Origin of the sequence: Trinickia soli (genome assembly GCF_002879855.1) — a bacterium.
Classification (GTDB): domain Bacteria; phylum Pseudomonadota; class Gammaproteobacteria; order Burkholderiales; family Burkholderiaceae; genus Trinickia; species Trinickia soli.
This window is the reverse complement of the sequence record NZ_PNYB01000002.1, coordinates 1-22,022: the sequence shown is the minus strand read 5'-3', so window position 1 is coordinate 22,022 and position 22,022 is coordinate 1. Positions and strand designations below refer to the sequence as shown.

At 64.3% G+C, this 22,022-nt stretch carries 23 protein-coding genes and 1 tRNA gene; 12 read left to right on the top strand and 12 right to left on the bottom strand.

All coding sequences use genetic code 11. The features are described 5' to 3' along the window. Positions 1-336: 336 nt before the first annotated feature. Entirely contained in the window at positions 337-1,056 is a 720-nt protein-coding gene (locus C0Z19_RS02400; protein ID WP_102608210.1) for a phosphatase PAP2 family protein, read from the top strand. Here the strand turns inward: C0Z19_RS02400 and C0Z19_RS02395 are convergent. Beyond that, positions 1,053-1,979, bottom strand: coding sequence for a LysR family transcriptional regulator (locus C0Z19_RS02395; protein ID WP_102608209.1), 927 nt, complete (start codon positions 1,977-1,979; stop codon positions 1,053-1,055). The two genes, C0Z19_RS02400 and C0Z19_RS02395, sit on opposite strands and share 4 nt — an antisense overlap. A gap of 243 nt (positions 1,980-2,222) precedes the next feature. On the opposite strand from C0Z19_RS02395, the gene gcl reads away from it, so the two are divergent. From gcl to C0Z19_RS02380, 3 genes are all read left to right on the top strand, one after another. Continuing rightward, the gene (gene gcl / locus C0Z19_RS02390; protein ID WP_102608208.1) at positions 2,223-3,998 is read left to right on the top strand and encodes a glyoxylate carboligase; all 1,776 of its coding nucleotides are present in this window, start codon (positions 2,223-2,225) and stop codon (positions 3,996-3,998) included. A 100-nt stretch (positions 3,999-4,098) separates the two neighbouring features. Further along, a complete protein-coding gene (gene hyi / locus C0Z19_RS02385) occupies positions 4,099-4,893 on the top strand; it encodes a hydroxypyruvate isomerase (RefSeq protein ID WP_102608207.1) in 795 nt (264 codons plus the stop codon). Positions 4,894-4,970: 77 nt separating this feature from the next. Continuing rightward, positions 4,971-5,876 (top strand): 2-hydroxy-3-oxopropionate reductase, encoded by a 906-nt coding sequence (locus tag C0Z19_RS02380; RefSeq protein WP_102608206.1) that lies wholly within the window; start codon positions 4,971-4,973, stop codon positions 5,874-5,876. 372 nt (positions 5,877-6,248) lie between these two features. Here the strand turns inward: C0Z19_RS02380 and C0Z19_RS02370 are convergent, their stop codons facing one another. Together C0Z19_RS02370 and C0Z19_RS02365 are read right to left on the bottom strand one after the other, a co-directional pair. Beyond that, positions 6,249-7,280: an asparaginase gene (locus C0Z19_RS02370; RefSeq protein ID WP_102608204.1), complete on the bottom strand. Its 1,032-nt coding sequence runs from the start codon at positions 7,278-7,280 to the stop codon at positions 6,249-6,251. Between the two features lie 87 nt (positions 7,281-7,367). Continuing rightward, positions 7,368-8,294 (bottom strand): CysB family HTH-type transcriptional regulator, encoded by a 927-nt coding sequence (locus tag C0Z19_RS02365; protein WP_102608203.1) that lies wholly within the window; start codon positions 8,292-8,294, stop codon positions 7,368-7,370. A 325-nt stretch (positions 8,295-8,619) separates the two neighbouring features. Here C0Z19_RS02365 and lexA point away from each other — a divergent pair, with 325 nt between their 5' ends. The 3 genes from lexA to C0Z19_RS02350 all read left to right on the top strand — a co-directional run bounded on the left by lexA (position 8,620) and on the right by C0Z19_RS02350 (position 10,364). Next, a complete protein-coding gene (gene lexA / locus C0Z19_RS02360; protein ID WP_102608202.1) occupies positions 8,620-9,267 on the top strand; it encodes a transcriptional repressor LexA in 648 nt (215 codons plus the stop codon). Positions 9,268-9,291: 24 nt separating this feature from the next. Further along, a complete protein-coding gene (locus C0Z19_RS02355) occupies positions 9,292-9,621 on the top strand; it encodes a hypothetical protein (RefSeq protein WP_102608201.1) in 330 nt (109 codons plus the stop codon). A gap of 101 nt (positions 9,622-9,722) precedes the next feature. After that, positions 9,723-10,364, top strand: a complete 642-nt coding sequence (locus C0Z19_RS02350) for a DUF2939 domain-containing protein (protein WP_102608200.1) — start codon at positions 9,723-9,725, stop codon at positions 10,362-10,364. A gap of 19 nt (positions 10,365-10,383) precedes the next feature. Here C0Z19_RS02350 and C0Z19_RS02345 read toward each other — a convergent pair whose 3' ends face one another. Then, positions 10,384-10,884, bottom strand: a complete 501-nt coding sequence (locus C0Z19_RS02345) for a universal stress protein (protein ID WP_102608199.1) — start codon at positions 10,882-10,884, stop codon at positions 10,384-10,386. Between the two features lie 247 nt (positions 10,885-11,131). Here C0Z19_RS02345 and nodI point away from each other — a divergent pair, with 247 nt between their 5' ends. Together nodI and C0Z19_RS02335 are read left to right on the top strand one after the other, a co-directional pair. Beyond that, a complete protein-coding gene (gene nodI, locus C0Z19_RS02340) occupies positions 11,132-12,046 on the top strand; it encodes a nodulation factor ABC transporter ATP-binding protein NodI (RefSeq protein WP_102608198.1) in 915 nt (304 codons plus the stop codon). A 140-nt stretch (positions 12,047-12,186) separates the two neighbouring features. Then, positions 12,187-13,032: an ABC transporter permease gene (locus C0Z19_RS02335; RefSeq protein WP_102608197.1), complete on the top strand. Its 846-nt coding sequence runs from the start codon at positions 12,187-12,189 to the stop codon at positions 13,030-13,032. Between the two features lie 40 nt (positions 13,033-13,072). Here the strand turns inward: C0Z19_RS02335 and C0Z19_RS02330 are convergent, their stop codons facing one another. The 4 genes from C0Z19_RS02330 to dusA all read right to left on the bottom strand — a co-directional run bounded on the left by C0Z19_RS02330 (position 13,073) and on the right by dusA (position 16,103). Then, complete coding sequence (locus C0Z19_RS02330) at positions 13,073-13,495, bottom strand: hypothetical protein (protein WP_102608196.1); 423 nt, start codon at positions 13,493-13,495, stop codon at positions 13,073-13,075. 135 nt (positions 13,496-13,630) lie between these two features. After that, on the bottom strand, positions 13,631-14,641 hold the full coding sequence (locus C0Z19_RS02325) for a hypothetical protein (RefSeq protein WP_102608195.1): 1,011 nt from the start codon (positions 14,639-14,641) through the stop codon (positions 13,631-13,633). A 305-nt stretch (positions 14,642-14,946) separates the two neighbouring features. Then, positions 14,947-15,022, bottom strand: a tRNA-His gene (locus C0Z19_RS02320). Positions 15,023-15,104: 82 nt separating this feature from the next. Next, complete coding sequence (dusA, locus tag C0Z19_RS02315; RefSeq protein WP_102608493.1) at positions 15,105-16,103, bottom strand: tRNA dihydrouridine(20/20a) synthase DusA; 999 nt, start codon at positions 16,101-16,103, stop codon at positions 15,105-15,107. 228 nt (positions 16,104-16,331) lie between these two features. Between dusA and C0Z19_RS02310 the strand changes: the two genes are divergently transcribed. Together C0Z19_RS02310 and C0Z19_RS02305 are read left to right on the top strand one after the other, a co-directional pair. Next, positions 16,332-17,309 carry a PRC-barrel domain containing protein gene (locus C0Z19_RS02310; RefSeq protein WP_158242936.1) on the top strand — a complete coding sequence of 326 codons (978 nt, stop codon included), beginning with the start codon at positions 16,332-16,334 and terminating at the stop codon, positions 17,307-17,309. 11 nt (positions 17,310-17,320) lie between these two features. Beyond that, positions 17,321-18,574, top strand: coding sequence for an MFS transporter (locus C0Z19_RS02305; protein WP_102608193.1), 1,254 nt, complete (start codon positions 17,321-17,323; stop codon positions 18,572-18,574). A 159-nt stretch (positions 18,575-18,733) separates the two neighbouring features. On the opposite strand, the gene C0Z19_RS02300 is transcribed toward C0Z19_RS02305, so the two are convergent. Further along, complete coding sequence (locus C0Z19_RS02300) at positions 18,734-18,931, bottom strand: HAD family hydrolase (protein WP_102608492.1); 198 nt, start codon at positions 18,929-18,931, stop codon at positions 18,734-18,736. A 192-nt stretch (positions 18,932-19,123) separates the two neighbouring features. Here C0Z19_RS02300 and C0Z19_RS02295 point away from each other — a divergent pair, with 192 nt between their 5' ends. Beyond that, positions 19,124-19,558 (top strand): hypothetical protein, encoded by a 435-nt coding sequence (locus C0Z19_RS02295; protein ID WP_102608192.1) that lies wholly within the window; start codon positions 19,124-19,126, stop codon positions 19,556-19,558. Positions 19,559-19,593: 35 nt separating this feature from the next. On the opposite strand, the gene C0Z19_RS02290 is transcribed toward C0Z19_RS02295, so the two are convergent. The 3 genes from C0Z19_RS02290 to C0Z19_RS02280 all read right to left on the bottom strand — a co-directional run bounded on the left by C0Z19_RS02290 (position 19,594) and on the right by C0Z19_RS02280 (position 21,781). Beyond that, positions 19,594-20,760 (bottom strand): enoyl-CoA hydratase/isomerase family protein, encoded by a 1,167-nt coding sequence (locus tag C0Z19_RS02290; protein WP_102608191.1) that lies wholly within the window; start codon positions 20,758-20,760, stop codon positions 19,594-19,596. A 181-nt stretch (positions 20,761-20,941) separates the two neighbouring features. After that, positions 20,942-21,280, bottom strand: coding sequence for a DMT family transporter (locus tag C0Z19_RS02285; protein WP_102608190.1), 339 nt, complete (start codon positions 21,278-21,280; stop codon positions 20,942-20,944). A 3-nt stretch (positions 21,281-21,283) separates the two neighbouring features. Next, positions 21,284-21,781, bottom strand: coding sequence for a heme-degrading domain-containing protein (locus tag C0Z19_RS02280; protein ID WP_102608189.1), 498 nt, complete (start codon positions 21,779-21,781; stop codon positions 21,284-21,286). Between the last annotated feature and the right edge of the window lie 241 nt (positions 21,782-22,022).

Here is a 22,022-nt window from a genome sequence, read left to right as displayed (position 1 = left end):
TGGGGAATCGTCATCCGGTTGTACCCGGCCCAAGCTGCATCTGGCGGTCGCTCGTGCTTGCGCCGCGATCGAGCGAGCGCGCAGCTGGTATGGGGCGCGGTGCGTCCAGCGTCGTCTCCATGCACCAATGCCGCGAGGGATCCGATAATTAGTTGGGACAGTACGCGCTAGCGCACTTACCGCGTGTTCATAACAATACCATGATGGTCGTCACCGGCAATCGAGCGCTTCGCGGCGTAGCCAGGCACTGGCGATCCTTGCGATGCGACGTCGTGACAAGGGCTGCGGCCAACAATGAAGTCATGTCAATTGCCGCATCCAGGGGAGCAGAGACAAATGAACTTCATCGATACGTGGGCCATTCCATCCATAAGTAATGTGGCCATTCCCTCTCAAGACTTCACCCATATAGTCGAGACGGTCGTGAACGCGTACTTGCCCAAGGGTGTGGTGTTGGTTGCGCTGCTGTGGTGGGTCTGGTTCAGGCCCGAACGCGCGGAAGCACCGGGCGACGAGTCCGTCCGGCGACACAATCGCGAACTCGTCGTGATCGCCATCGCGAGCGGTCTCGTCGCGCTGGTGGCCGGCCGCCTGCTTGCGCACTACCTGCCGTTTCGCCTGCGGCCGATGTACGAACCGGGGTTGCGTGCGTTCTTTCCGGAGGCCAACGTGGACGAGCCGGTGCTGCGAACGTGGAGTTCGTTTCCGAGCGATCACGCCATGCTCTGGTGCGCAGTCGCTATGGGCATTTTCCTCGCCTCGCGGCCCGTGGGGGCCTACGCGCTCTTGCACGCCGTGGTGCTGATCGGCCTGCCGCGCATCTATCTCGGCGTACATTACCCGACGGACGTGCTGGCCGGTGCGGCGCTCGGCATCGGCATCGCATGGGTGATGAGCGCCGGGGCGATACGCACGCGCGTCGCCGCACCGGTACTGGCGCTCGCGCAGCACTATCCCGCTGTGTTTTATGGCGCCGCGTTCGTGCTCAGTTTCGAGTTGGCGACACAGTTCCAAGAGCCGCGCGTGTTGGCGCACAGCCTGCTACATGGAATCTAGCGGGTCGGGGAGGTGTGGAGCCCCCCCCAATAACCGGGCCGGGCATAAACCTCCTTCAGGTAATCGATGAAATAGCGCACTTTGGCCGGCACGTATCGCTGCTGCGGGTAGACGGCCAAAATGTCGTATTCCGGCAGCGCGAACTCGTCGAGCACCGTCTCGAGCTCGCCGCGCGCGAGTTGGTCGGCGATCTCCCAGGTCGAACGCCAGCCGAGTCCAAGCCCTTCCGAGGCCCACCGATGCAGCAGCTCGCCATCGTTGCAGTCGAGCGAGCCGGCTACGCGCATCGTCACGCGCTTGCCCCCTCGCTGGAAGTACCACCCGCGGTTTTGGCCGCCCTGCAGATTGAAAGCGAGGCAGTTGTGCGCGAGTAAATCCTCCAGCGCGCGCGGGCGACCGTGCCGCGCGAAATAGCCAGGCGTGCCGCAGACGACGCGGCGGTTCGTCGCGAGCTTGACCGCCACGAAATTGGGGTCGACGGCGCCGCCGATCCGGATCGACAAATCGTAGCCCTCGCGTACCAGATCGACGACGCGATCGGTCAGGTTGAACGACATCTGCAGCCCCGGCTTATCGGCCAAGAACGCAGGCGCAAGCGGCGCGACGTGCATGCGGCCGAAAGCGGCGGGCGCCGAAACGATCAAATGCCCGCTCACGGCCTGACGTCCCACGGCCAGCTCGTTTTCAGCCTGATCCCAGTCGGCGAGCAGCCCCTTACAGCGTTCGAGGAACGCGGCCCCCGCCTCGCTGACGACGAGCCTGCGTGTGGAACGGTACATCAGCTTCACACCGAGCCGTTTTTCGAGCGCGTCGATGCGACGCCCAAGAATCACGGGCGAGACGCCCTCTTCCAGCGCCGCCGCCGCGAGGCTGCCGGCCTCGGCCACTCGTACGAATGTTTCGATCTGCTTGAAACGGTCCATCCTCGCTTTTCCTTGATCCCAGGCCGTCCGGCCCGCCGCGCGCCGCGTCGAGAGACTGCGGTCCCTGCCCTGCGTCGATTCGACCGGAACCCCTTCAGGCCGGGCGCGGCCACCCACTCCTCGATTCGATACTTTTCGTATCTAAAAAACGAACTCTCAGCGATCTTATCAAACCTTTCCTGTAGTTCTACAGTGCGTCTAACCCGCTGGTTATGAATTGGACGAACAGGAAAGGAGACACCCATGCCGAAGATGAGAGCCGTCGACGCCGCTGTGCTCGTGCTGGAAAGAGAAGGCATCGATACAGCGTTCGGGGTGCCCGGCGCCGCGATCAACCCGTTCTACTCGGCGCTGCGTCGCGCGGGCGGCATCAGTCATGTGCTCGCGCGCCACGTCGAGGGCGCCTCTCACATGGCCGAGGGCTACACCCGCGCCGAGCCCGGCAACATCGGCGTATGCATCGGCACGTCGGGCCCCGCCGGCACCGACATGATTACAGGACTTTATTCGGCTTGGGCCGACTCGATTCCTATTCTCGCTATCACAGGGCAGGCGCCACGGGCCCGTCTCTACAAGGAGGACTTTCAGGCTGTCGACATCGAATCGATCGCCAAGCCTGTCACCAAATGGGCGGTCACGGTGCGTGAGCCGGCGCTCGTGCCGCGCGTGTTTCAGCAAGCCTTCCATCTGATGCGTTCGGGCCGGCCGGGCCCTGTGCTGATCGACCTGCCGATCGACGTGCAACTGGCCGAAATCGAGTTCGACATCGAGACGTACGAACCGCTGCCCGTCTACAAGCCGAAGGCGTCGCGCAAGCAGATCGAAGCGGCGCTCGACATGCTCAACGCCGCACAGCGTCCGCTCATCGTGTCGGGTGGCGGCGTCATCAACGCCGGGGCCGAAGCCCTGCTGGTCGAATTCGCCGAGACGATCGGTGTGCCGGTCGTACCGACATTGATGTCCTGGGGCGCGATGGCCGACGACCATCCGCTGATGGCCGGCATGGTCGGTCTCCAGACGTCGCACCGCTACGGCAACGCCACGATGCTCGAATCGGATTTCGTGCTCGGTATCGGCAACCGCTGGGCCAATCGGCACACGGGCAGCGTCGAGGTCTATACGAAGGGCCGCAAGTTCGTTCATGTCGATATCGAACCGACGCAAATCGGCCGCGTGTTCGGGCCCGATCTGGGAATCGTCTCCGATGCGAAGGCCGCGCTCGAGTTGTTCGTCGAAGTGGCGCGCGAATGGAAAGCCGCCGGCAGGCTGACGGACCGCAGCGCCTGGAGCGAAGCGTGCCGCGCACGCAAAAAGACGATGCAGCGCAAGACGCACTTCGACGAAGTGCCGATCAAGCCGCAGCGCGTGTACGAAGAGATGAACAAGGTGTTCGGCCGCGACACCTGCTATGTCAGCACGATCGGGCTGTCGCAGATCGCCGCTGCGCAATTCCTGCACGTCTACAAGGCACGCAACTGGATCAACTGCGGCCAAGCCGGCCCGCTCGGCTGGACGATCCCCGCCGCGCTCGGCGTGCGCGCCGCCGATCCGAGCCGTCCAATCGTCGCGCTCTCGGGCGATTACGACTTCCAGTTCATGGTCGAAGAGTTGGCCGTGGGCGCGCAGTTCAAGCTGCCGTACGTCCATGTGGTCGTCAACAACTCGTACCTTGGGCTGATCCGCCAGGCGCAACGGGCGTTCGAAATGGACTACTGCGTGCAGCTTGCGTTCGAGAACGTCAATGCGCCGGAACTGAACGGCTACGGCGTCGACCACGTGGCCGTTGCCGAAGGCCTCGGCTGCAAGGCGCTGCGCGTGTTCGAACCCGGCGAGATCGCTCCCGCTCTGCAAAAGGCGCAGGCGATGGCGGCCGAATTCAGCGTACCGGTGGTCGTGGAAGTGATTCTCGAGCGCGTGACGAACATCGCGATGGGTGCGGAAATCGACGCCGTCAACGAATTCGAGCCGCTCGCGGATACCAAGCACGACGCGCCGACGGCGATTTCGCTGCTTGACTGACATTCGCTGCGTGCTGCTTACCCGAAACATCGTACGCCCCGACGATTGCCGACACCGCGGCGATCGTCGTCCCCCTGACCGACCGACGAGCTACCGCATCATGCCGAAATTCGCAGCCAACCTGACCATGCTGTTCAATGAAGTACCGTTCCTCGAACGTTTCGAGGCGGCCGCGCGCGCAGGTTTTTCCGCCGTGGAGTTCCTGTTCCCGTACCCGTACTCGCCCGCCGCTCTCGCCGAGCGACTCGAAGCGAACCGCTTGCGGCTCGTTCTGCACAATCTGCCCGCCGGCAACTGGGAAGCCGGCGAGCGCGGGATCGCCTGCCTGCCCGATCGCATCGCCGAGTTCCGTGACGGCGTCGGCCGCGCAATCGAATACGCAAAGGCGTTGCGCGTGCCGCAATTGAATTGTCTCGTGGGCATTCCAACGCGCGACATCTCGCCGGAGCACGCGCGCTCGACGATCGTCGACAACCTGCGTTTCGCCGCCACGGCGCTCGAAAAGGAAGGCATCAAGCTGCTCGTCGAACCCTGTAATTCGTACGACATCCCCGGCTTTGCGCTGAATCGATCGAGCGAGGCGCTCGACGTCATGCGCGATGTCGGGTCGGACAACCTCTATCTGCAGTACGACATCTATCACATGCAACGGATGGAAGGCGAACTGGCAGCGACGCTGCAACAGCATCTGCCGCGCATCGCGCATATCCAGCTCGCCGACAACCCGGGACGGCATGAACCGGGCACGGGCGAAATCAACTACGCGTTCCTGTTCGACTGGCTCGACCGGCTCGGCTACAGCGGCTATATCGGCTGCGAGTACAAGCCGCGTTCGACCACGCTCGAAGGGCTCACGTGGCTGCGCGAAGTGGCGGGGCAGCACGGCGCGCGCTGACGCGGCAGGCGGGGAAAGCAGGCAACTTGCGCTCCGCCCGACTCAAACACGACACACTGCTAAACGGAAACATAGATATGGCAAAGATCGGTTTCATCGGCCTGGGCATCATGGGCGCGCACATGGCGCGCAACCTTCTGAAAGGCGGACACGAGCTCGTCGTCAACGGCGCTTATCCGGTACCCGACGATCTGCGCGAGCGCACGCTGGTCGTGGCCGACTCGACGGCGGTGGCGCGTGCATCGGAAATCGTCATTTCGATGGTGCCCGACACGCCGGACGTCGCCAATGTGCTGTTCGCCGACGACGGCGTGGCCAGGGGCCTGTCGGCCGGCAAGCTCGTCATCGACATGAGCTCCATTTCGCCGCTCGATACGCAGGAATTCGCCAAACGCATCAACGCGCTGGGCTGCGACTACCTCGATGCGCCGGTCTCCGGCGGCGAAGTCGGCGCACGCGAGGCGACCCTCTCGATCATGGTCGGCGGCCCCGAGCAGGCCTTCGAACGCGCAAAACCGCTGTTCGAGCTGATGGGCAGGAACATCTCGCTCGTCGGCGACAACGGCGCCGGTCAAACCTGCAAGGTCGCCAACCAGATCATCGTCGCGCTGAACATCGAGGCCGTCGCCGAGGCGCTGCTGTTCGCGGCACGCTCGGGCGCCGACCCCGAACGCGTGCGTCGTGCCCTGATGGGTGGGTTCGCGTCTTCGCGCATTCTGGAAGTGCATGGCGAACGCATGACCAAGCGCACCTTCAAGCCGGGCTTCCGGATCGATCTGCATCGCAAGGATCTGAACCTCGCCCTCGACGGCGCGCGCAGGCTCGGGATCGCCCTGCCGCACACGGCCAGCGCACAGCAGCTGTTCAGCGTATGCGCGGCCCACGACGGCGGCGGTTGGGACCACTCGGCGCTGTTGCGCGCGCTCGAAATCATGTCCGGCTTCGAGATCGCCGAGGCACCTGCCGGGGAAGGTACACGCTAAAGCCTGCAAGGCCGATGCAAATGGATTCGGTCGTTCGAGCCGCAATCGGACGACCGGCACGTGGGGCGCCTCGCCCTCGCATGCAACGCCGGACCGGCCCGCGCCCGCATCGTCAAACGCGCAGCGCAGCCCCGGTCAAGCCGGCATCGGGGGAGAGGCAAAAAAGCCGCTTTCGGGCTGAGAGCGGCAGTGGGGTCCGCAGCGGCACCCGGCGGCGCCGGGGAAGCCTTGGTCGGTCAGACGTCGTCGTCGGGTGTCCGTCTGTCGGATTGCCAATTCATCAATCGTCGTGGGGCGCCAGCGTCTTAACGTCCCACGTCCGCGCTCTGGGCATCGCCAGTGCGCCCGGCACCGGAAACGTCGCGCGCGAAATCAATATGTGTCGAATATCCGCTGCAGCGCGGCCGGCTCGCGTTCGCCGGCGGCCAGCGCAAGCATGAGCAGGACACGCGCCTTGTAGGGGTTGAGCGTGCCTGCGCTGACGAAGCCGCAAGCGTCGTCAGGCGCCGCCCCGTTGCGCATGACATGTCCGGAGCCGACCCGCGAAGAACGGACGACGGCGATGCCGCGTGCGCGCGCGTCGGCCAGCGCAGCTTGCACGGCCGTATGGATAGAGCCGTTGCCGGTGCCCGCGACGACAATCCCGCCGACGCCTGCGGCCACGAGCGCATCGACGGTCGTGCGCGACGCACCCGCGTAGCTCGCGACGATTTCGACGACGGGCCAGGACACGCCGGCAACGAACGGCGTCGCAGCCGTATGCGGCCGTACGACCCGACGCTGAAACTCCACGCGACCGTCTTGCACCCACCCAAGCGCGCCGATTTCAGGCGAATGAAACGCATCGACGGCATAAGTGCTGGTCTTGACGACGTCGCGCGCGCAGTGGATGCGATTGTTGAACGCGACGAGCACGCCCTGCCCGTGCGCGGCCTTCGAGCCCGCGACCGTGACGGCGCCGAGCAGGTTCAACGGGCCGTCCGCGGATAGCGCGGACGACGGGCGCATCGCCGCCGTCAGCACGACGGGCTTGCCCGTCTTGATCGTCAAATGCAGTGCATAGGCCGTCTCTTCGAGCGTATCAGTGCCATGCGTGATGACGACACCGTCGATGTCGTCGCGCGCCGCAAGTTCGGTGATCCGCTCGGCAAGCGTCGTCCAAAGCGCGACCTCGAGGTCTTTGCTATCGATGCTCGCAATCTGGTGCGCCTCGATGCGGGCAACGTGGGCGAGCGCCGGCACGGCCGCCAACAACCGATCGACGCCGACGACGCCGGCCTGGTAGCCCGATGTCTGCGCGGCATCTGCGGCGGAGCCGGCGATCGTGCCGCCCGTGGCGAGTACGGCGATACGCGGCAGGGCCGCGGGGGAAGCGGAAGAATGGGTCGTAGTCATGGGCGCCATTCTAACCGCGCCGCACGCGTGCGCACCTGCTCATGCAGCGCCAACGGCGCCGTGAGCCATCGCTGCTTCCGGGCGGCCGGGGCCGCTTCAGGCCGCCTCGCGCAATTGCGCGGCCATTCCGGCCTGGGAAAGCTGCGGTGCGAACATCTCGATGAAGCGGTAAACGTAAGCGCGCATGAATGCGCCTTTGCGCAAGCCCACGCGCGTCGTGCTGCCTTCGAACAGATGCTGCGAGTCGAGGGCCACGAGTTCGGTGTCCCGCTTCGGATCGTGCGCCATCGCTGCGACGATGCCCACGCCCATGCCGAGCTCCACGTAGGTCTTGATGACGTCGGCGTCGATCGCCGTCAGCACCACGTCGGGCAGCAGGCCCGCTCTTGCGAACGACTCGTCGATATGCGAGCGCCCCGTGAAATCGCGGTCGTAGGTGATGATCGGGTATTCGGCCACATCCTCCAGCGCGACGCTGTGCGCGCCTGCGAGCGGATGCCGCCGGGGCACGACGACGACGTGATGCCAGGAGTAGCACGGAAACGTGACGATTTCCGCAAAACGGTCCAGCGCCTCGGTGGAAATGGCGATGTCGGCTTCGCCGTCGATCAGCATCTGCGCGATCTGCTGCGGGTTGCCTTGACGCAGCGCGAGCTGCACTTTCGGAAAAGCGCGGGTGAACTCGCGCACCACCTTGGGCAACGCGTATCGGGCCTGCGTGTGAGTGGTCGCGACGACGAGATGGCCGGTGTCCTCGTCGGCATACTGCCGAGCGATTCGGCGCATGTTCTCCGCATCGAGCAGCATACGCTCGATCAATTGATGCACGGCCTTGCCCGGCTCGGTCAGCCCGGTGAGCCGCTTGCCGCGGCGCACGAAGATATCGACGCCCAGTTCGTCCTCCAGATCCTTGATCTGCTTGGACACGCCCGATTGCGACGTGAACAGGGTGTTGGCCACTTCTGTCAGATTCAGATTGCGACGTACCGCCTCGCGCACGTAGCGCAGTTGCTGAAAATTCATCGCTGATTCTCTCTTCGACAAGGCCCGGCCCGCGATCGGTCGGCGCGAAGCAGCGGTGCCACGCACCCTCGCCCGCCTCGCACCGTCACGCGGACGCGGACGTATGCGCCGGCTGCGACCGATATCTCCCGGCCGGAGCGGCGGCGCTCGTTTTTGGTTGATCCGGCCAGTCTAGCCGGCGTCGCTTATTCCTCGAAAGAATGATTTTTCATTTTTTAATGCAAATTTCTGCTAAGCCGAACGATGCGGGGTCGCAACGTCGCACTTGAATTCCTTCGGGTACTGTATAAAAATACAGCAACCTGTCTATCTATACAGTGGCCCAATGACCAAACTTACCGCCCGGCAGCAACAGGTTTACGACCTGATCCGCCAATCGATCGAACACAGCGGCTTCCCGCCTACCCGGGCTGAAATCGCGGCGGCGCTCGGCTTTTCGTCGGCGAACTCGGCCGAGGAGCATTTGCGTGCGCTCGCGCGCAAGGGCGTGATCGAGCTGGCCGCCGGCGCGTCGCGCGGCATCCGGTTGCTGGCGGCAGAGGACATGCCGCACCAGTTTTCGCTGCCGCATCCGGCATTGATGCAACTGTCTCTGCCGCTCGTAGGGCGCGTCGCTGCAGGTAGCCCGATCCTCGCGCAAGAGCACATCTCGCAACACTACGCGTGCGACCCGGCGCTCTTTTCGAGCAAGCCCGACTATCTGCTGAAGGTGCGCGGGCTGTCGATGCGCGACGCGGGCATTCTCGATGGTGACCTGCTTGCCGTGCAGAAGCGCAGCGAAGCGAAGGACGGGCAGATCATCGTCGCGCGCCTGGGCGACGACGTCACGGTCAAGCGCCTTAAACGGCGCCCGAACGGTGTCGAGCTCATCGCCGAAAACCCGGATTACGAAAACATCTTCGTGCAGGCCGGCAGCGCAGATTTCGCGCTTGAAGGCATTGCCGTCGGGCTCATCCGTCCGACGGAATTCTGACTCTGGATACGTTTAGGAGACGCTATGGATCGCCTTGCCCGCCTCATGCCTTTTCGCACTTTCGGCCGTCTGCGTCATCTGCGCGGCGTCGTCCCCTGTCCCCCGCTCGAAACGGTCTGCGCGCCGTCCGCGCTCCCGCGCGACGCCGGTTCGCGGGCCGGCATGCAGCCCGCGGCGCTGCCTGCCTTCGCCCGGGTGTCGCTCAATAGCGCACTGCATGCGGAGCCTGCCCGGCGCGCGCCTGTGCGCGTCTATCATGGCGCATCGCGTGTCATTCTGGTGGGGACGATCGACGCCGTCTGCAAGATGATCGATCGATGCATTGCCGATGAGCGCGCGGGCGCAACCCTTTGATGGGATCGGGGACTGCCCGCGGCCACTGTTATCGTTGCCAGGGATCGTTTCGGCTCGATCGTTGTCGATTAGGATTACACACCGATTAAGGCCGACTTCTTATGACAACCCAAAACCGTCCGACTGCCCGAAAACCGCTCGCTGCCGTTGTCGCTTCGGGCATTGCGATCATCGTCCTGATATTGATCGTCCTGGCCTATGCATCGCCCTATCTTGTGTTGAGCCGGCTGCGAGACGCCGTGCAACAACGTAACGCGCAAATGATCGACCGCTATGTCGACTATCCCGCGTTGCGCACGAGCCTCAAGCAGCAGGTCACGCAAATGCTGAGCCGGCGCGTTGAAACGCAAAAGCTACAACATCCTTTTGCCGCACTGGGCGCACTCGTCGGCATGGCGCTCGTCGATCCGCTTGTCGATGCTTATGCAACGCCAGACGGCGTAGCCGCTTTGCTCGCAGGTATGCCGCCGCAAGGTACGCCGGGCGAAACGCCGCCTCCTGTCGGCGAGCAGCCGGCGGACCAGGCGCCGCAGCAGGAAGCGCCATCGTCCACGGCTGCCGGCGCGTCGCAACGCGCCGCTCAAGCCCCCGCGCCGCGTGCGTCCAGCAGCGCCGGCTATCGCGATATGGACACGTTCGAGGTCACGTATGCGCGCAGCGGCGATAGCCTGCCCTACAGCGTCATCTTTCACCGGCGCGGCTGGTTTTCGTGGCAAATCGACGCCGTCGAATTGCCTTCCTAGCGAACCGCAAGCGTCGCTTTCAGCGAGCGACGCCGCCCTCCTCAGCCGCTGTGGGTGCGATCGCGGCAGGTTCCTGCTCATGCGCGGTGCAGACTGCCACGAGGATGCTGCAGGAGACGCGGTCGAGTAATGGCGTATTGCCAGAACCCATCCACCAGCGCGACAGGCCGCTGCGCGACCGATGGCCCACCACGACGAGATCGACCTTCAGTTCCTCGGCAAGATTGGTGATCTCGTCGATCGGGTGGCCGAACGCGAAGTGGCCGTGCGCCAGTACCCCGCGCTCGGTAAGCCAATCGACACCCTCTTGCAGGATCTCGCGGGCGGCGTCTTCGAAACGGCCGCATGCGACGTCAGTCAGCAGCCCGGCGCTTTGCGCAATGCTCGTGCGCATATCGACGACCGACAGCAAGTGCGTCTCCGCTTTCAGCTCGAGAGCGAGGTCGGCCCCGCAACGTAGCGCTTTGCGCCCCTCGCGTGTGCCGTCGTAGCACAGCAGGATTTTTTTGTAGCTTGCCATCGTTGGCCTCCCAGTCCGCGCCAATCGCGGTTCATCCGTTTCATCATGGTGCGACGCACTCGGACGCGCAAGGCTAGGAAAACGCCTAGCCCGCGCCCCCTCGACCGCCACCCGACACTTCCCGTCGTTCTCGAACGTTGCACCGCACCAGCAACGGCTTGCAAGGCTGGGCAAGGCGTCGGCGCCCGATGCAATAGAATGAAGCGCCGTCGGCTGGCAACTTGTGCGGTCACTCACGTTCGTCTTCATGTCCAACAATACGATCGAATTTTGCGAGGTCTTCAAGCGGTACGGCGACAAGACCGTCGTTGATGCCTTGTCATTCCACGTTCGCGCGGGCGAATGTTTCGGCCTGCTCGGTCCAAACGGCGCGGGGAAAACCACCACCTTGAGGATGCTGCTGGGCTTGGTCGAACCTGGTGCGGGCGCGATCTCGCTATGTGGGCACGCAATCCCTTCCGGTGCACGCTTCGCGCGTCAGCGCGTAGGCGTAGTGCCGCAATTCGATAACCTCGACCCGGATTTCAGCGTCCGCGAGAATCTGCTCGTGTTTGGCCGCTACTTCGGCCTATCGGCCAGCAAGACGCGCGCCATGGTCCCTGAATTGCTCGAATTTGCTCGACTCGAAAGCAAAGCGAATGCGCGTGTGGGCGAGCTGTCGGGCGGCATGCGGCGGCGGCTTACCCTTGCGCGCTCGCTGATCAACGATCCCGACGTCTTGATTCTCGACGAACCCACGACCGGCCTGGATCCGCAGGCGCGCCATCTGATCTGGGACCGGCTGCGCTCGCTGCTGGCGCGCGGCAAGACGATCTTGCTGACGACCCATTTCATGGAAGAAGCCGAGCGCCTTTGCCATCGGCTTTGCATTATCGAAGAAGGTCGCAAAATTGCGGAAGGCACACCGGGCGAACTGGTCGAAAGCGAAATCGGGTGCGACGTCATCGAAGTGTACGGCCCGTCGCCGACGGCGCTACGCGATGAACTCTCGCCGTTCGCCACGCGCACCGAAATCAGCGGCGAAACGCTGTTCTGCTACGTGCGCGATGCGGAGCCGATACACGCACGGCTGGCCGGTCGTCAGGGCCTGCGCTATTTGCACCGGCCAGCCAACCTTGAAGATGTGTTTTTGAGACTCACGGGGCGGGAGATGCAGGACTGAACCGCCATTGAAGCGACGTGCCGAAACTGCAGGCACGCAAGCAAGCGGCGAATGCCGCACATATGCCGGGCCGAACATCGTGATATGCCGCGCAACGTGGAATTCGGGCCGGCCGTCACGGAAATCAAGGGCAAAGAAAGATGGATGCGCCGCCGTACGACACGCACACTCAGACGCGTCATGCCGTCCCGACGGACGGCGCACGCCGCCACTTGCTGGCGCTCCCTGCCAACGCAACGAACTGGATTGCGGTGTGGCGTCGAAACTATCTGGTCTGGCGCAAGCTCGCGGCTGCTTCGATGCTGGGCAACCTGGCGGATCCGATGATCTATCTGTTCGGCCTGGGCTTCGGCCTCGGCCTCATGGTCGGGCACGTCGACGGCGTCTCTTATATCGCATTTTTGGCGGCCGGCACAGTCGCATCGAGCGTCATGATGTCGGCCTCGTTCGAGTCGATGTACTCGGCCTTCTCGCGCATGCACGTGCAGCGCACCTGGGAAGCGATCATGCATACGCCGCTGACGCTCGGCGATGTCGTGGTGGGAGAGATCGTTTGGGCCGCGAGCAAGGCGGTGCTGTCCGGCGCCGCGATCATGCTCGTTGCCGGCGCACTCGGCTATGCCACGTTCCCGTCGATGCTGCTTGCGCTGCCCGTCGTTGCGTTGGCGGGACTCGCTTTTGCAAGCCTTGCGATGATCGTGACGGCGCTCGCTCCTTCGTACGACTTTTTCATGTTCTACCAGACACTGGCGCTTACGCCGATGCTGTTGCTGTCCGGTGTATTTTTCCCGCTGACGCAGCTACCTGAAGCCATACGCCATGCGGCAATGGCGCTGCCGCTGGCGCACGCGGTGGAGTTGATTCGAGCGGCGATGCTGGGGCGCCCCGTCAGCAACATTGCGCTACACGTGGCTGTCCTTGTCGCCTACGCGATCGCACCGTTCTTTATTTGCGCCGCGCTGTTCAGACGCCGATTAATGCGTTGACGGCAGCGCACCGATGGGTGCGCGCTGCGCCGCGCCGCGCTCACTCCTCGTCGTCGCTCCAGGGAATCTCGACGTCGCTGAGAAACGCGACAGTCGCGAACGGACGCGCCTCGTGACGCCCCACCTTCCCGTCCGCTCGTTGCCATTCGACACGGAAGACGACCGACGGCGTATCCGCCACCAGCCACACCTTGCGGATCTCATCGGGATCGGCATCCTCGACGGGGCCGTCGAGCGAAATCAAAAGCGTCTGCGGCCAAATGCCTGCGTCGGGGTCGTAAATGCGGTCGCCGTCGGGAATCAGCGTGAACGCTTCCACACCGATCGTCGCGCAAGCATCGACAACCATTTTGCCGAGCGCCTGCAAGACAGCCGTAGCACGCACGGAGTTGGCTTGTCGGATCGCGAGGTCGCCGCGTGTCAGCGCCTGCTCGAGTTTGGGGTGGGTCTTCTTTGTGCCCATGATGAAATGGTGTTGGCTCGATTTTCGGTTGTTCGTCGCCGGCGCCCAGGGAATGCGCCGCCCTATGGGCGAATCGTACCACCAGCATCGCGTCGGGCCGCATCTTGCCGTTACGAGGCACGTCGCGGCGACGCTTCAGAGACGCGTCGAGGTGGGTTCCTCCGGCATCGGCGAAGAATTGCGTCGCACGTACCGAACCGCGGCCAACCGATTGCGACCGTGGTCCCACGCCTCGGCCGAGTAGACCCTCTCCTGTCCCAGCGACGCGAGGATGTCCCGGTAATGAGCGACCGTGGAAACGTGGCGCGGCTTCTCGCCGGGCCGAAAATGAATGACGCCGGGCAGCGGTCCCATGTTGACGCCGCCCGCGTAGAAGGGATCGTTGCGCCGGGCCCATTCGTCGTGCGCGCCATGCTGAATCGGCAAGTACGGCAGCACGCCGAAATCCTTCTCCAGCATCGGCGTGCGGTATTCGAGCAGATTAGCCGAGTACAGTCCCGTCGCGGCCAACTCGGCGTTAAAGAGCGGCACGAACGTTCCTGCATTCACCTGTCGAGCGCGATTCGGCCCGGTGCGTTGATAAACGCCATGGATATCGATGTCGCCATAAAAGAAATTTCCGGCGCCGTCGCGAACGCCGTGGATACCGTCGCCCAGAGGCCGCAACCGCAGGCCTTCCGTCGCGAGTACGCGCATCGCAAGCGATGCGTGCAACTGATCCGGATGATGGATAGCGGCCAGATCCCGCTCCGCCTGCTCGATCTCGCTATCCGCATAGACGATCATTCCGGGCACGGAGGCCGCGCGTCCCGTCTTCCGGTAAAGCGCCTCAGGCTTGGGCCGCATGCCGACGCGGCCGACGTTCGCCACACGCGAAACGTGGCTCGTGCGAACGAAGATCTCGTATCGATGCCGATCGGCAAGCCGCTGAAAAGCCCCTGGCTCGCGCGGATGCAACCCCAGCGCCTCGAATTGAGCGGCATCGGTCAACACCGAATTGACCGGATAGGGACTGCGCAGCGTATAGCCGCCGGACCGGCGAAATGCGCGGGCGAAGGAGCGCAAGATCGAGCCCACACGCGGCCAGCGGCCGCTCGACGACTGGCGACGTGTGCGAGCCGAACGACGAGCAAAGGTATCGAACATCGGCAACTCCCGGTCAACAGGCGGTGCCCGACGCTTAGCGTGGCCCAACTTCGGTGCCGCTCGGTTTCACCGAGACCGAAACATGGCCGCTCAACATCGACGAGTGGTCGCATACGCCACCTGGCACCGCATCTGAAAGCTTATGGTCGACGCAGGACAACGTACATGCACGAAAATTTGCACGAAAGAACGGGCCGGCGACCCGGTATGCGGGACGCGGCGGCGTGCTCGCCGGTGTTGATGCGGATGCCAGCCGGATAACAAAAAGCCCAGCGGCTAGGGCTGGGCTAAGTGCTTGAATGCTTTGGGGTGGCTGATGGGACTCGAACCCACGACAACAGGAATCACAATCCTGGACTCTACCAACTGAGCTACAGCCACCACTGTACCGCTTGCTCTTACGCCGGCGTGACCAACGAAGAAGCGAGATTATACGAACAGAAACGCGGCTTGCCTAGTCCCTTTAGTCGATTATTTCCGATGGTTCGCGCAAGTAGCTGCGTGCTTCATCGAAAATCGAGAGTTCGCCTTTCGCGAGTCGTTTGTTGTCCGACAGCACGCGCCGCCACCCACGCGCACCCGCCACGCCGCGATAGAGTCCGAGCGCATGGCGGGTGACCGCACCCAGGAACGTTCCGCGCGCCAGTTCGGCGGCGCAGTAGTCGATGAGCGCCGCCTCCACTTCTTCACGCGTCTTCGCCGCCTCACCGCCGTAAAAACGGGCGTCGACATCGGCCAACACGAACGGATTGTGATAGGCCTCTCGGCCCAGCATCACGCCGTCGACATGCTCCAGATGCAACTGCGCTTCATCGAGCGTTTTGATGCCGCCGTTGATGATGATCTCGAGCGCGGGGAAATCACGCTTGAGACGGTACGCGTACTCGTACTTCAGCGGGGGAATTTCGCGATTTTCCTTCGGCGAAAGCCCCTTCAGGATCGCATTGCGCGCATGAACGATGAAGACTTCGCAGCCCGCTTCCGCGATTGTCCCGACGAAGTCGCGGACGAAAGCGTAATCTTCCATGGCATCGACGCCGATTCGGTGCTTGACCGTCACCGGAACGGAAACCGCATCGCGCATCGCGCGCACGCAATCGGCAACCAGCGCCGGCTCATTCATCAGACACGCGCCGAATGCGCCGCGCTGCACGCGCTCGGAGGGGCAGCCGCAATTGAGATTGATCTCGTCGTACCCCCATTGCTCGCCGAGCTTGGCGGCGCGCGCGAGATCGTCGGGCTCGCTGCCACCCAACTGCAGCGCAACGGGCGCCTCCTCGGCGGTGAACGCGAGATGACGTGCGACATCGCCGAACAGCAACGCCCCCGTCGTCACCATCTCGGTATAGAGCCACGTGCGGCGCGAGATAAGCCGATGGAAGTAACGGCAGTGACGATCGGTCCAGTCCATCATGGGGGCCACGGACAGGCGGCGCGGACTGGGTGGGTTGGGTAGCGACATGGCGAACAAGGCAAACGGCACAAACGGCAGGTTCGCAATTTTACCGCATCGGCCGGCCGCGGCTGGCCGGGCAACCCACGGTGCCCCGATACGCATGTGCGCCACGGGCAATGTAATGACATCTATCTGCGCGCGCGGGAATGTCCCAGATAGAATGGAGGCCGCGAAAAACCCCGCGGCGCGCCTGCGCGCCACCGCGTCCGCTTTAAGGTTAAGGAGTTCCAATCGATGAACGGCGGATTGACCCGTCAGTACCTCACCGGGCGCATCCTTCTCGTCGCGCTGCTCGCGATGCTCGCCGGATGCAGCACCTGGTTCGCGCCGCCGCCGGCGCCGCAGCCCGAGCAACCGGCCCCTGAGCCCGCCCCCGTCGAGGAGGCGCCGCCGGCGCCCGCCTCCGAGGCAGCGGCCTCGGCGCCCATCGCCGCCGCTCCGCCGCGCGAAGCGCCGGAGCCCAGGCACGTCGCGCCGAAACCGACTTATCGGCGGCCATCGAAGCCGCGCCCCGCACCGGCTCCGACGCAAATGGCTCCGACCGCGCCGCCGCCGTTGATCACGACGCGCACGCTCGCGGTGAACGACACGCACGCCCTGCTCGATGCGCGCGTCCAGCGTCCGGATGGACACGTCATCGGTCGCGCCATCGACATGTTCGTCGACGCGGCCGGCAAGCCGCGCGAGCTGCTCGTCAACCTGGCGGGCTTCATGGGCATCGGCGATCGCAAGATGCGCTTTCCCTGGACCGACTTCAAATTCGATGCCGCGCAGAAAAAGGCGCCGATCACACTCGCGATTCCCCCCGGCGAACCGCCCGCGGCCGCATCGGCGAAGCACCAGGACAAGCCGAACGCCAAAGGGGCGGGCGCTGCGGCGGACGATGCGCATTTGCTCGGCGTGATCGATGCGACGGCCGAGCGCGCCAACGGTACGCGTGTGGGCCGTGTCATCGACGTGCTGATCGACAATCGCGGCCAGCCGCAAGCCGCGGTCGTCGACGTCGGCAGTTTGATTCACGAGCGGCGCAGCATCGCGGCGCAGTGGTCGGCGCTGCGCATCGTCAGCAAGGGCGACGCGTTTTCGCTGCAAACCGAGCTATCCGACGCCCAGGTCAATGCGGCCCCGCCGTACACCCCCAATGAACCGGCGCGGGCCGTTGCGCCCGCCTCGGCCACTGCGGCGGCTTCCGCCGCGCCCCCAACAAGGTAACGAACGCGCAGATGGCAATTTCTCGAAGTCTTCGCGCGCTCGACTGGCTCAACTTCTTTCTCGCCAATGTGCAGACCGGGTTCGGGCCGTTCATCGCGTCCTATCTGACCGCCAACAAATGGACACAGGGCGAGATCGGCGTCGCACTGAGCGTAGGCACGGCCACCGCGATGTTGAGCCAGGTCCCGGCCGGCGCGCTCATCGACGCGCTGCGCGACAAGAAAACCGCCGGTGCCGCCGCGATCATCGCCATCGCAGCATGCGCGCTGCTGCTTGCCGCGAGCCCCACGCTGCTGCCCGTGCTGGCCGCAGAAGTTTTCCACGGGTTCGCCAGTTGCATGCTTACGCCGGCGATCGCAGCCATTTCATTCGCGCTCGTCGGCCACCGGGCATTGGGCGACCGGCTCGGCCGCAATGCACGTTTCGCCTCGATCGGCAGCGCCTTCGCAGCCGCCGCGATGGGAGCGTTCGGCGAATATTCGTCTGCACGCGCCGTCTTCTGGCTGACGGCTGCATTGACAGTGCCGGCGCTGATCGCGCTCTCGATGATCGACCACACCGCGCGCGCCCCAACCTATCCGGCGCGGCCATCCGGTAAGCCGGGCGGACGGGCGGCGGCCGCCGAGCCCGAGCACCGCGAAAGCATCAGCTCATTGTTGCGCGACCGACGCGTGCTCGTGTTCGCCGCATGCATCGCGCTGTTTCACCTGTCCAATGCCGCGATGCTGAATCTGGCCGCAGGCGAAGTCACGGCGCACATGAGCGATAACGTGCAGCTCGTCATCGCGGCCTGCATCATCGTGCCGCAGATGGTCGTGGCCGCGCTGTCGCCGTGGGTCGGGCGCTCGGCCGAGCGCTGGGGGCGGCGGCCGTTGCTGCTACTCGGATTTGCTGCGCTGCCGATCCGCGCGCTGCTGTTCGCCGGCATCTCGAGCCCCTATCTGCTTGCGCCCGTGCAACTGTTCGACGGCATCAGCGCGGCGGTCTTCGGTGTCATGCTGCCGCTCATCGCGGCCGACGTCGCCGGCGGGAAAGGACATTACAACCTCTGTATCGGGTTGTTCGGTCTGACGGCGGGCATTGGCGCGACGCTGAGCACGCTCGCGGCGGGGTTCGTGGCCGACCGGTTCGGCAACACCGTGAGTTTCATGGGACTCGCCGCGGCCGGTGCGCTTGCGGTCATGCTCGTCTGGGCTGCGCTGCCGGAAACGCGCGAGGACGCCGAGGCCGACCCCGAACCGGCGCGCGAGCCCTCGACTACATGAAATCCGCGATAACGCTCGACATAATCGCCCATGTCGATACCGTTCGGTTCCATGGCAACCTCCCACTGATCGATGCGCGTCTCGAAACGGCTTACGCGCGGACCCGCCCGCTCGCGCGAGGTTAGCGTCCTGGCGGCGCAGCGAAGCGCATCGTATGCATCAATCGCAATCGCCGGACAAATATCGCCGGCCGTCGCAAGTGATCTCGATCGCGCCGTTGCCGTTTTCGTCGGCAAGGCCCGCGCCTAGCAGCTCGGCGGCAATCGACGTCGAGACGAGCGGCGGCGACTGGCCGATGCCGACCTCGTTCAAGCGCCGCAGCGCTTCGATCGCTTCAGGACTCAGGGATTTGGACATGGCCCCCTCCTTGTGCATGCCGTTCGCCAATTCAATGTAGCACTTTCGCGGCGCAACGCCTGTCCCCGGCCGTGCGCCGAACGGAACTTGCGGGAAGCCCGCCTATAATGTCGCTCGTTCCGATTCAGCGTGCCCGCGTGGGTGCGTGCTGCGCCGTGCGCAGCGTATCGCCGCGCGCCCGCCCTGCACTTCATGCAAAAAATCATTCTGCCTTTCGTCTCCGGGTTTCTCGCGGCGTTGTTTTTTCGCGAAGCCACGCTCGCCCTGCTTCATGCGGCCGGATTGATCGACGCAACGGGCTTTTCCACGGAACCGTTCGCGCCTCTAGGCATGCCCGAATTTATCGCCAACGCGATTTGGAGCGCCGCCTGGGCTGTCCTGATGGCCTGGTTGCTGCGCATCTCGCCCGAACGGGCGGCCCCGTGGGTTCAAGCGTTCGTGTTCGGCGGCATCGTGCTGACGGCCGCCCGGATTTTCGGCGTCGACCCGGCGCGCGGCATCTGGCCGAGCGGAAACATGCTGCCGCGCCTAGCCGTGGGCTTTGCGGGCAACGCGATGTGGGGCTGGGGTGCGCTCGTATTCATGCGCGCGTTCATGGGCGCCGCACCAGACGAAGACGACGACTGAACGTCGACCCGGCCCGCTCGGTCAGTCGTCCGCCCTCATCCGACAAGTGCATGCAACGGGTGCGTCTCGGGCGTCCAGGGGCTCACGAACATGTGTTCGACTTCGGCGCGTGTGACATCCTCGATACGCGCAATGCGCCAAACCGGGCGATTGTCCTTGTCGACGATCCGCGCCCGGATGCCTTCGATAACATCCCCATGATCGAACATCGAGCGAGTCAAATCGAGATCGCGACGCAGGCAATCGGACATCGGGCCTTCCGCGCGCGCGACAACCTCGAGTGAAACCGCCATCGATAACGGCGAAAGCTCTCGCATCGCACGAATCGTCTGTTGCGCCCACTCGCGCGCATCGGGCTCGCTCTCCGCTTCGAGCGACGCAATGATGCCGGCGACATCCGGGTGCGCAAAATGCCGATCGATCCATGGCCGCAGTGTGGCAAGCGAAGGCGCAGAGCTGGCGCTCTGAGCGCCGCGCGCGGCCGGTTCGGATTGACGCGCGGGCGCCGTGCGGCTCGTCAGGCGCTTGATGCAAGCCAATACTTCGGCTGCATCGGCAAACCGTTCCGCACCTAGTGCATCGAGTAGCGCCGGCATCGCCGACGTATCGATATAGGTGTCGGCCAACCCCGCATAGAGTGCGTCTGCCGCGCCGATCGTCGCTCCCGTCACGGCCAGATAGCGGCCGATCGCACCGGGCGTGCGCGCGAGGAACCATCCCGCACCGACATCGGGAAACAAGCCGATCCGCGTTTCGGGCATCGCCATCTTCGTCGTTTCGCTGACGATGCGCAGGCCGCCCGTACGATGGGCACCTTGCGAAATCCCCATTCCGCCGCCCATCACGACGCCCTCCATCAGCGCAATATAGGGCTTCTCATACGTGAAGATGGCATGGTCGAGCGCGTACTCGTCGGTAAAGAAACCATCGCGTGCGGCGACGTCCCCACGTCGACCGGCTTCGTAGAAAAACCGCACGTCGCCGCCGGCGCAAAATGCGCGCGGATGCAACGAGCGAACGAGGACGGCAAGAACGCGCGGATCATCGCGCCACGCGTCGAGCGCGGCGTGCATTGCCTGAATCATCGGACGGGAGAGTGCGTTGAGCGCCTGCGGCCGATTCAGTTCGATCAAGCCGATGCGGTTAACGATACGAGTGCGCACCTCGTCACTTTCGACGAGCATCGGAACTGGCGTAGACATGAGCGCGGCACAAGAAGGTCGAGGAGCGCACAAGGTAGCATGCGCGGCCGCCGCGCGGAACCGCGCCGATCGAGCGCGATTTATTGCGTGGACGACACGTGGCCGCCGGCCTCGCAAGCGCCGCCGCTATGCTCGGATATTTGCCGGCAAGCTTACCGACGCGCGCACCAACAAGCCATCGTCAATGCGCCTTCATGTCGGAAAACAGGTTCAGTACAACCACGCCTGCGACGATCAGCGACAGCCCCGCCAGGGCAGCCACATCGGGCACCTGCCGGTAAAGGACCATCGCCACGAGGGTGATGAGCACAATGCCCACCCCTGACCAGATCGCATAGACGATACCGACCGGCATCGTCCTAAGCGTCATCGACAAGCAGTAGAAAGCGAGCCCATAACCGGCCACGACGACGAGCACCGGCACCAGCCGCGTAAAGCCCTCGGAGGCGCGCAGGGCCGAGGTGCCGATCACTTCGGCGACGATCGCGACCGCAAGCCAGATGTACGATGAGCCGCGCATCGCTCACACCTTGTCGAGCGCCAGCGTGGCGAAATCGTGCTCGAGCTCGGCGCACAAGGCTTCGACGATCAACTCGTGATCGGCGCGTTGCGTGAGCCCCGAAACGGTGACCGAGCCGATGACGCCAAGGCCCGCGAGCGTGATCGGGAACGCGCCGCCGGCGGCCGCGTACTCGGCGGGGAGCAGCCCGTATTTGTCCACGAGCGTCGCGGCCGTTTGCTGCAGACGCAGGCCCACGGCATACGAACTGCGTCGGAAATGCGCGACGACGTTGCTCTTGCGCCGCACCCAGGCAGAGTTGTCGGGCGCGGTGCCGTCAAGCGCGCAAAAGAACAGCGGCAGCCCGAACGTGCGAACGTCGATGGCGACCGCGTGGCTGCGCGCAAGAGCCAACTCACGCAAGAACGTCCCGAGCTTCCAGGCGCGTGCCGCATCGAAACGGGGAAACACGAGCGTATGTTCTTGCCTGGCGATAGCTTGCAGATCGTGGTCGAAGTTCATAGGCGGGAAGGAAAAACGCGAAGAGAGAAAAAGTGCTCGCCGATTTTAGCGTACGCAGATCCAGCGACGCGTTGGCAAACCCGTCATGTGTTTGGCGTGCGTCGCCAAATTCGGTGTCAATCCAAAATTGAAATGTCCCCTTTTGCCCAAGATAGAGATGTCCCCTTTGGCGGCGGGCTAGACTAGGTAGTGCTTGTGCTCAGGCTGTTCGATAGAACGGCCTGAGCACCGGCTGTGGACT

What these genes read in the sequence shown, in the direction of transcription:
- C0Z19_RS02395 (WP_102608209.1), bottom strand. Translation starts at nt 1,979, where the DNA reads ATGGACCGTTTCAAGCAGATCGAAACATTCGTACGAGTGGCCGAGGCC.
- C0Z19_RS02400 (WP_102608210.1), top strand. Translation starts at nt 337, where the DNA reads ATGAACTTCATCGATACGTGGGCCATTCCATCCATAAGTAATGTGGCC.
- C0Z19_RS02285 (WP_102608190.1), bottom strand. Translation starts at nt 21,280, where the DNA reads ATGCGCGGCTCATCGTACATCTGGCTTGCGGTCGCGATCGTCGCCGAA.
- C0Z19_RS02365 (WP_102608203.1), bottom strand. Translation starts at nt 8,294, where the DNA reads ATGAATTTTCAGCAACTGCGCTACGTGCGCGAGGCGGTACGTCGCAAT.
- C0Z19_RS02350 (WP_102608200.1), top strand. Translation starts at nt 9,723, where the DNA reads ATGACAACCCAAAACCGTCCGACTGCCCGAAAACCGCTCGCTGCCGTT.
- C0Z19_RS02355 (WP_102608201.1), top strand. Translation starts at nt 9,292, where the DNA reads ATGGATCGCCTTGCCCGCCTCATGCCTTTTCGCACTTTCGGCCGTCTG.
- C0Z19_RS02380 (WP_102608206.1), top strand. Translation starts at nt 4,971, where the DNA reads ATGGCAAAGATCGGTTTCATCGGCCTGGGCATCATGGGCGCGCACATG.
- C0Z19_RS02290 (WP_102608191.1), bottom strand. Translation starts at nt 20,760, where the DNA reads ATGTCTACGCCAGTTCCGATGCTCGTCGAAAGTGACGAGGTGCGCACT.
- dusA (WP_102608493.1), bottom strand. Translation starts at nt 16,103, where the DNA reads ATGTCGCTACCCAACCCACCCAGTCCGCGCCGCCTGTCCGTGGCCCCC.
- C0Z19_RS02330 (WP_102608196.1), bottom strand. Translation starts at nt 13,495, where the DNA reads ATGGGCACAAAGAAGACCCACCCCAAACTCGAGCAGGCGCTGACACGC.
- C0Z19_RS02300 (WP_102608492.1), bottom strand. Translation starts at nt 18,931, where the DNA reads ATGTCCAAATCCCTGAGTCCTGAAGCGATCGAAGCGCTGCGGCGCTTG.
- hyi (WP_102608207.1), top strand. Translation starts at nt 4,099, where the DNA reads ATGCCGAAATTCGCAGCCAACCTGACCATGCTGTTCAATGAAGTACCG.
- nodI (WP_102608198.1), top strand. Translation starts at nt 11,132, where the DNA reads ATGTCCAACAATACGATCGAATTTTGCGAGGTCTTCAAGCGGTACGGC.
- C0Z19_RS02370 (WP_102608204.1), bottom strand. Translation starts at nt 7,280, where the DNA reads ATGGCGCCCATGACTACGACCCATTCTTCCGCTTCCCCCGCGGCCCTG.
- C0Z19_RS02280 (WP_102608189.1), bottom strand. Translation starts at nt 21,781, where the DNA reads ATGAACTTCGACCACGATCTGCAAGCTATCGCCAGGCAAGAACATACG.
- C0Z19_RS02345 (WP_102608199.1), bottom strand. Translation starts at nt 10,884, where the DNA reads ATGGCAAGCTACAAAAAAATCCTGCTGTGCTACGACGGCACACGCGAG.
- C0Z19_RS02295 (WP_102608192.1), top strand. Translation starts at nt 19,124, where the DNA reads ATGCAAAAAATCATTCTGCCTTTCGTCTCCGGGTTTCTCGCGGCGTTG.
- lexA (WP_102608202.1), top strand. Translation starts at nt 8,620, where the DNA reads ATGACCAAACTTACCGCCCGGCAGCAACAGGTTTACGACCTGATCCGC.
- C0Z19_RS02325 (WP_102608195.1), bottom strand. Translation starts at nt 14,641, where the DNA reads ATGTTCGATACCTTTGCTCGTCGTTCGGCTCGCACACGTCGCCAGTCG.
- gcl (WP_102608208.1), top strand. Translation starts at nt 2,223, where the DNA reads ATGCCGAAGATGAGAGCCGTCGACGCCGCTGTGCTCGTGCTGGAAAGA.
- C0Z19_RS02335 (WP_102608197.1), top strand. Translation starts at nt 12,187, where the DNA reads ATGGATGCGCCGCCGTACGACACGCACACTCAGACGCGTCATGCCGTC.
- C0Z19_RS02305 (WP_102608193.1), top strand. Translation starts at nt 17,321, where the DNA reads ATGGCAATTTCTCGAAGTCTTCGCGCGCTCGACTGGCTCAACTTCTTT.
- C0Z19_RS02310 (WP_158242936.1), top strand. Translation starts at nt 16,332, where the DNA reads ATGAACGGCGGATTGACCCGTCAGTACCTCACCGGGCGCATCCTTCTC.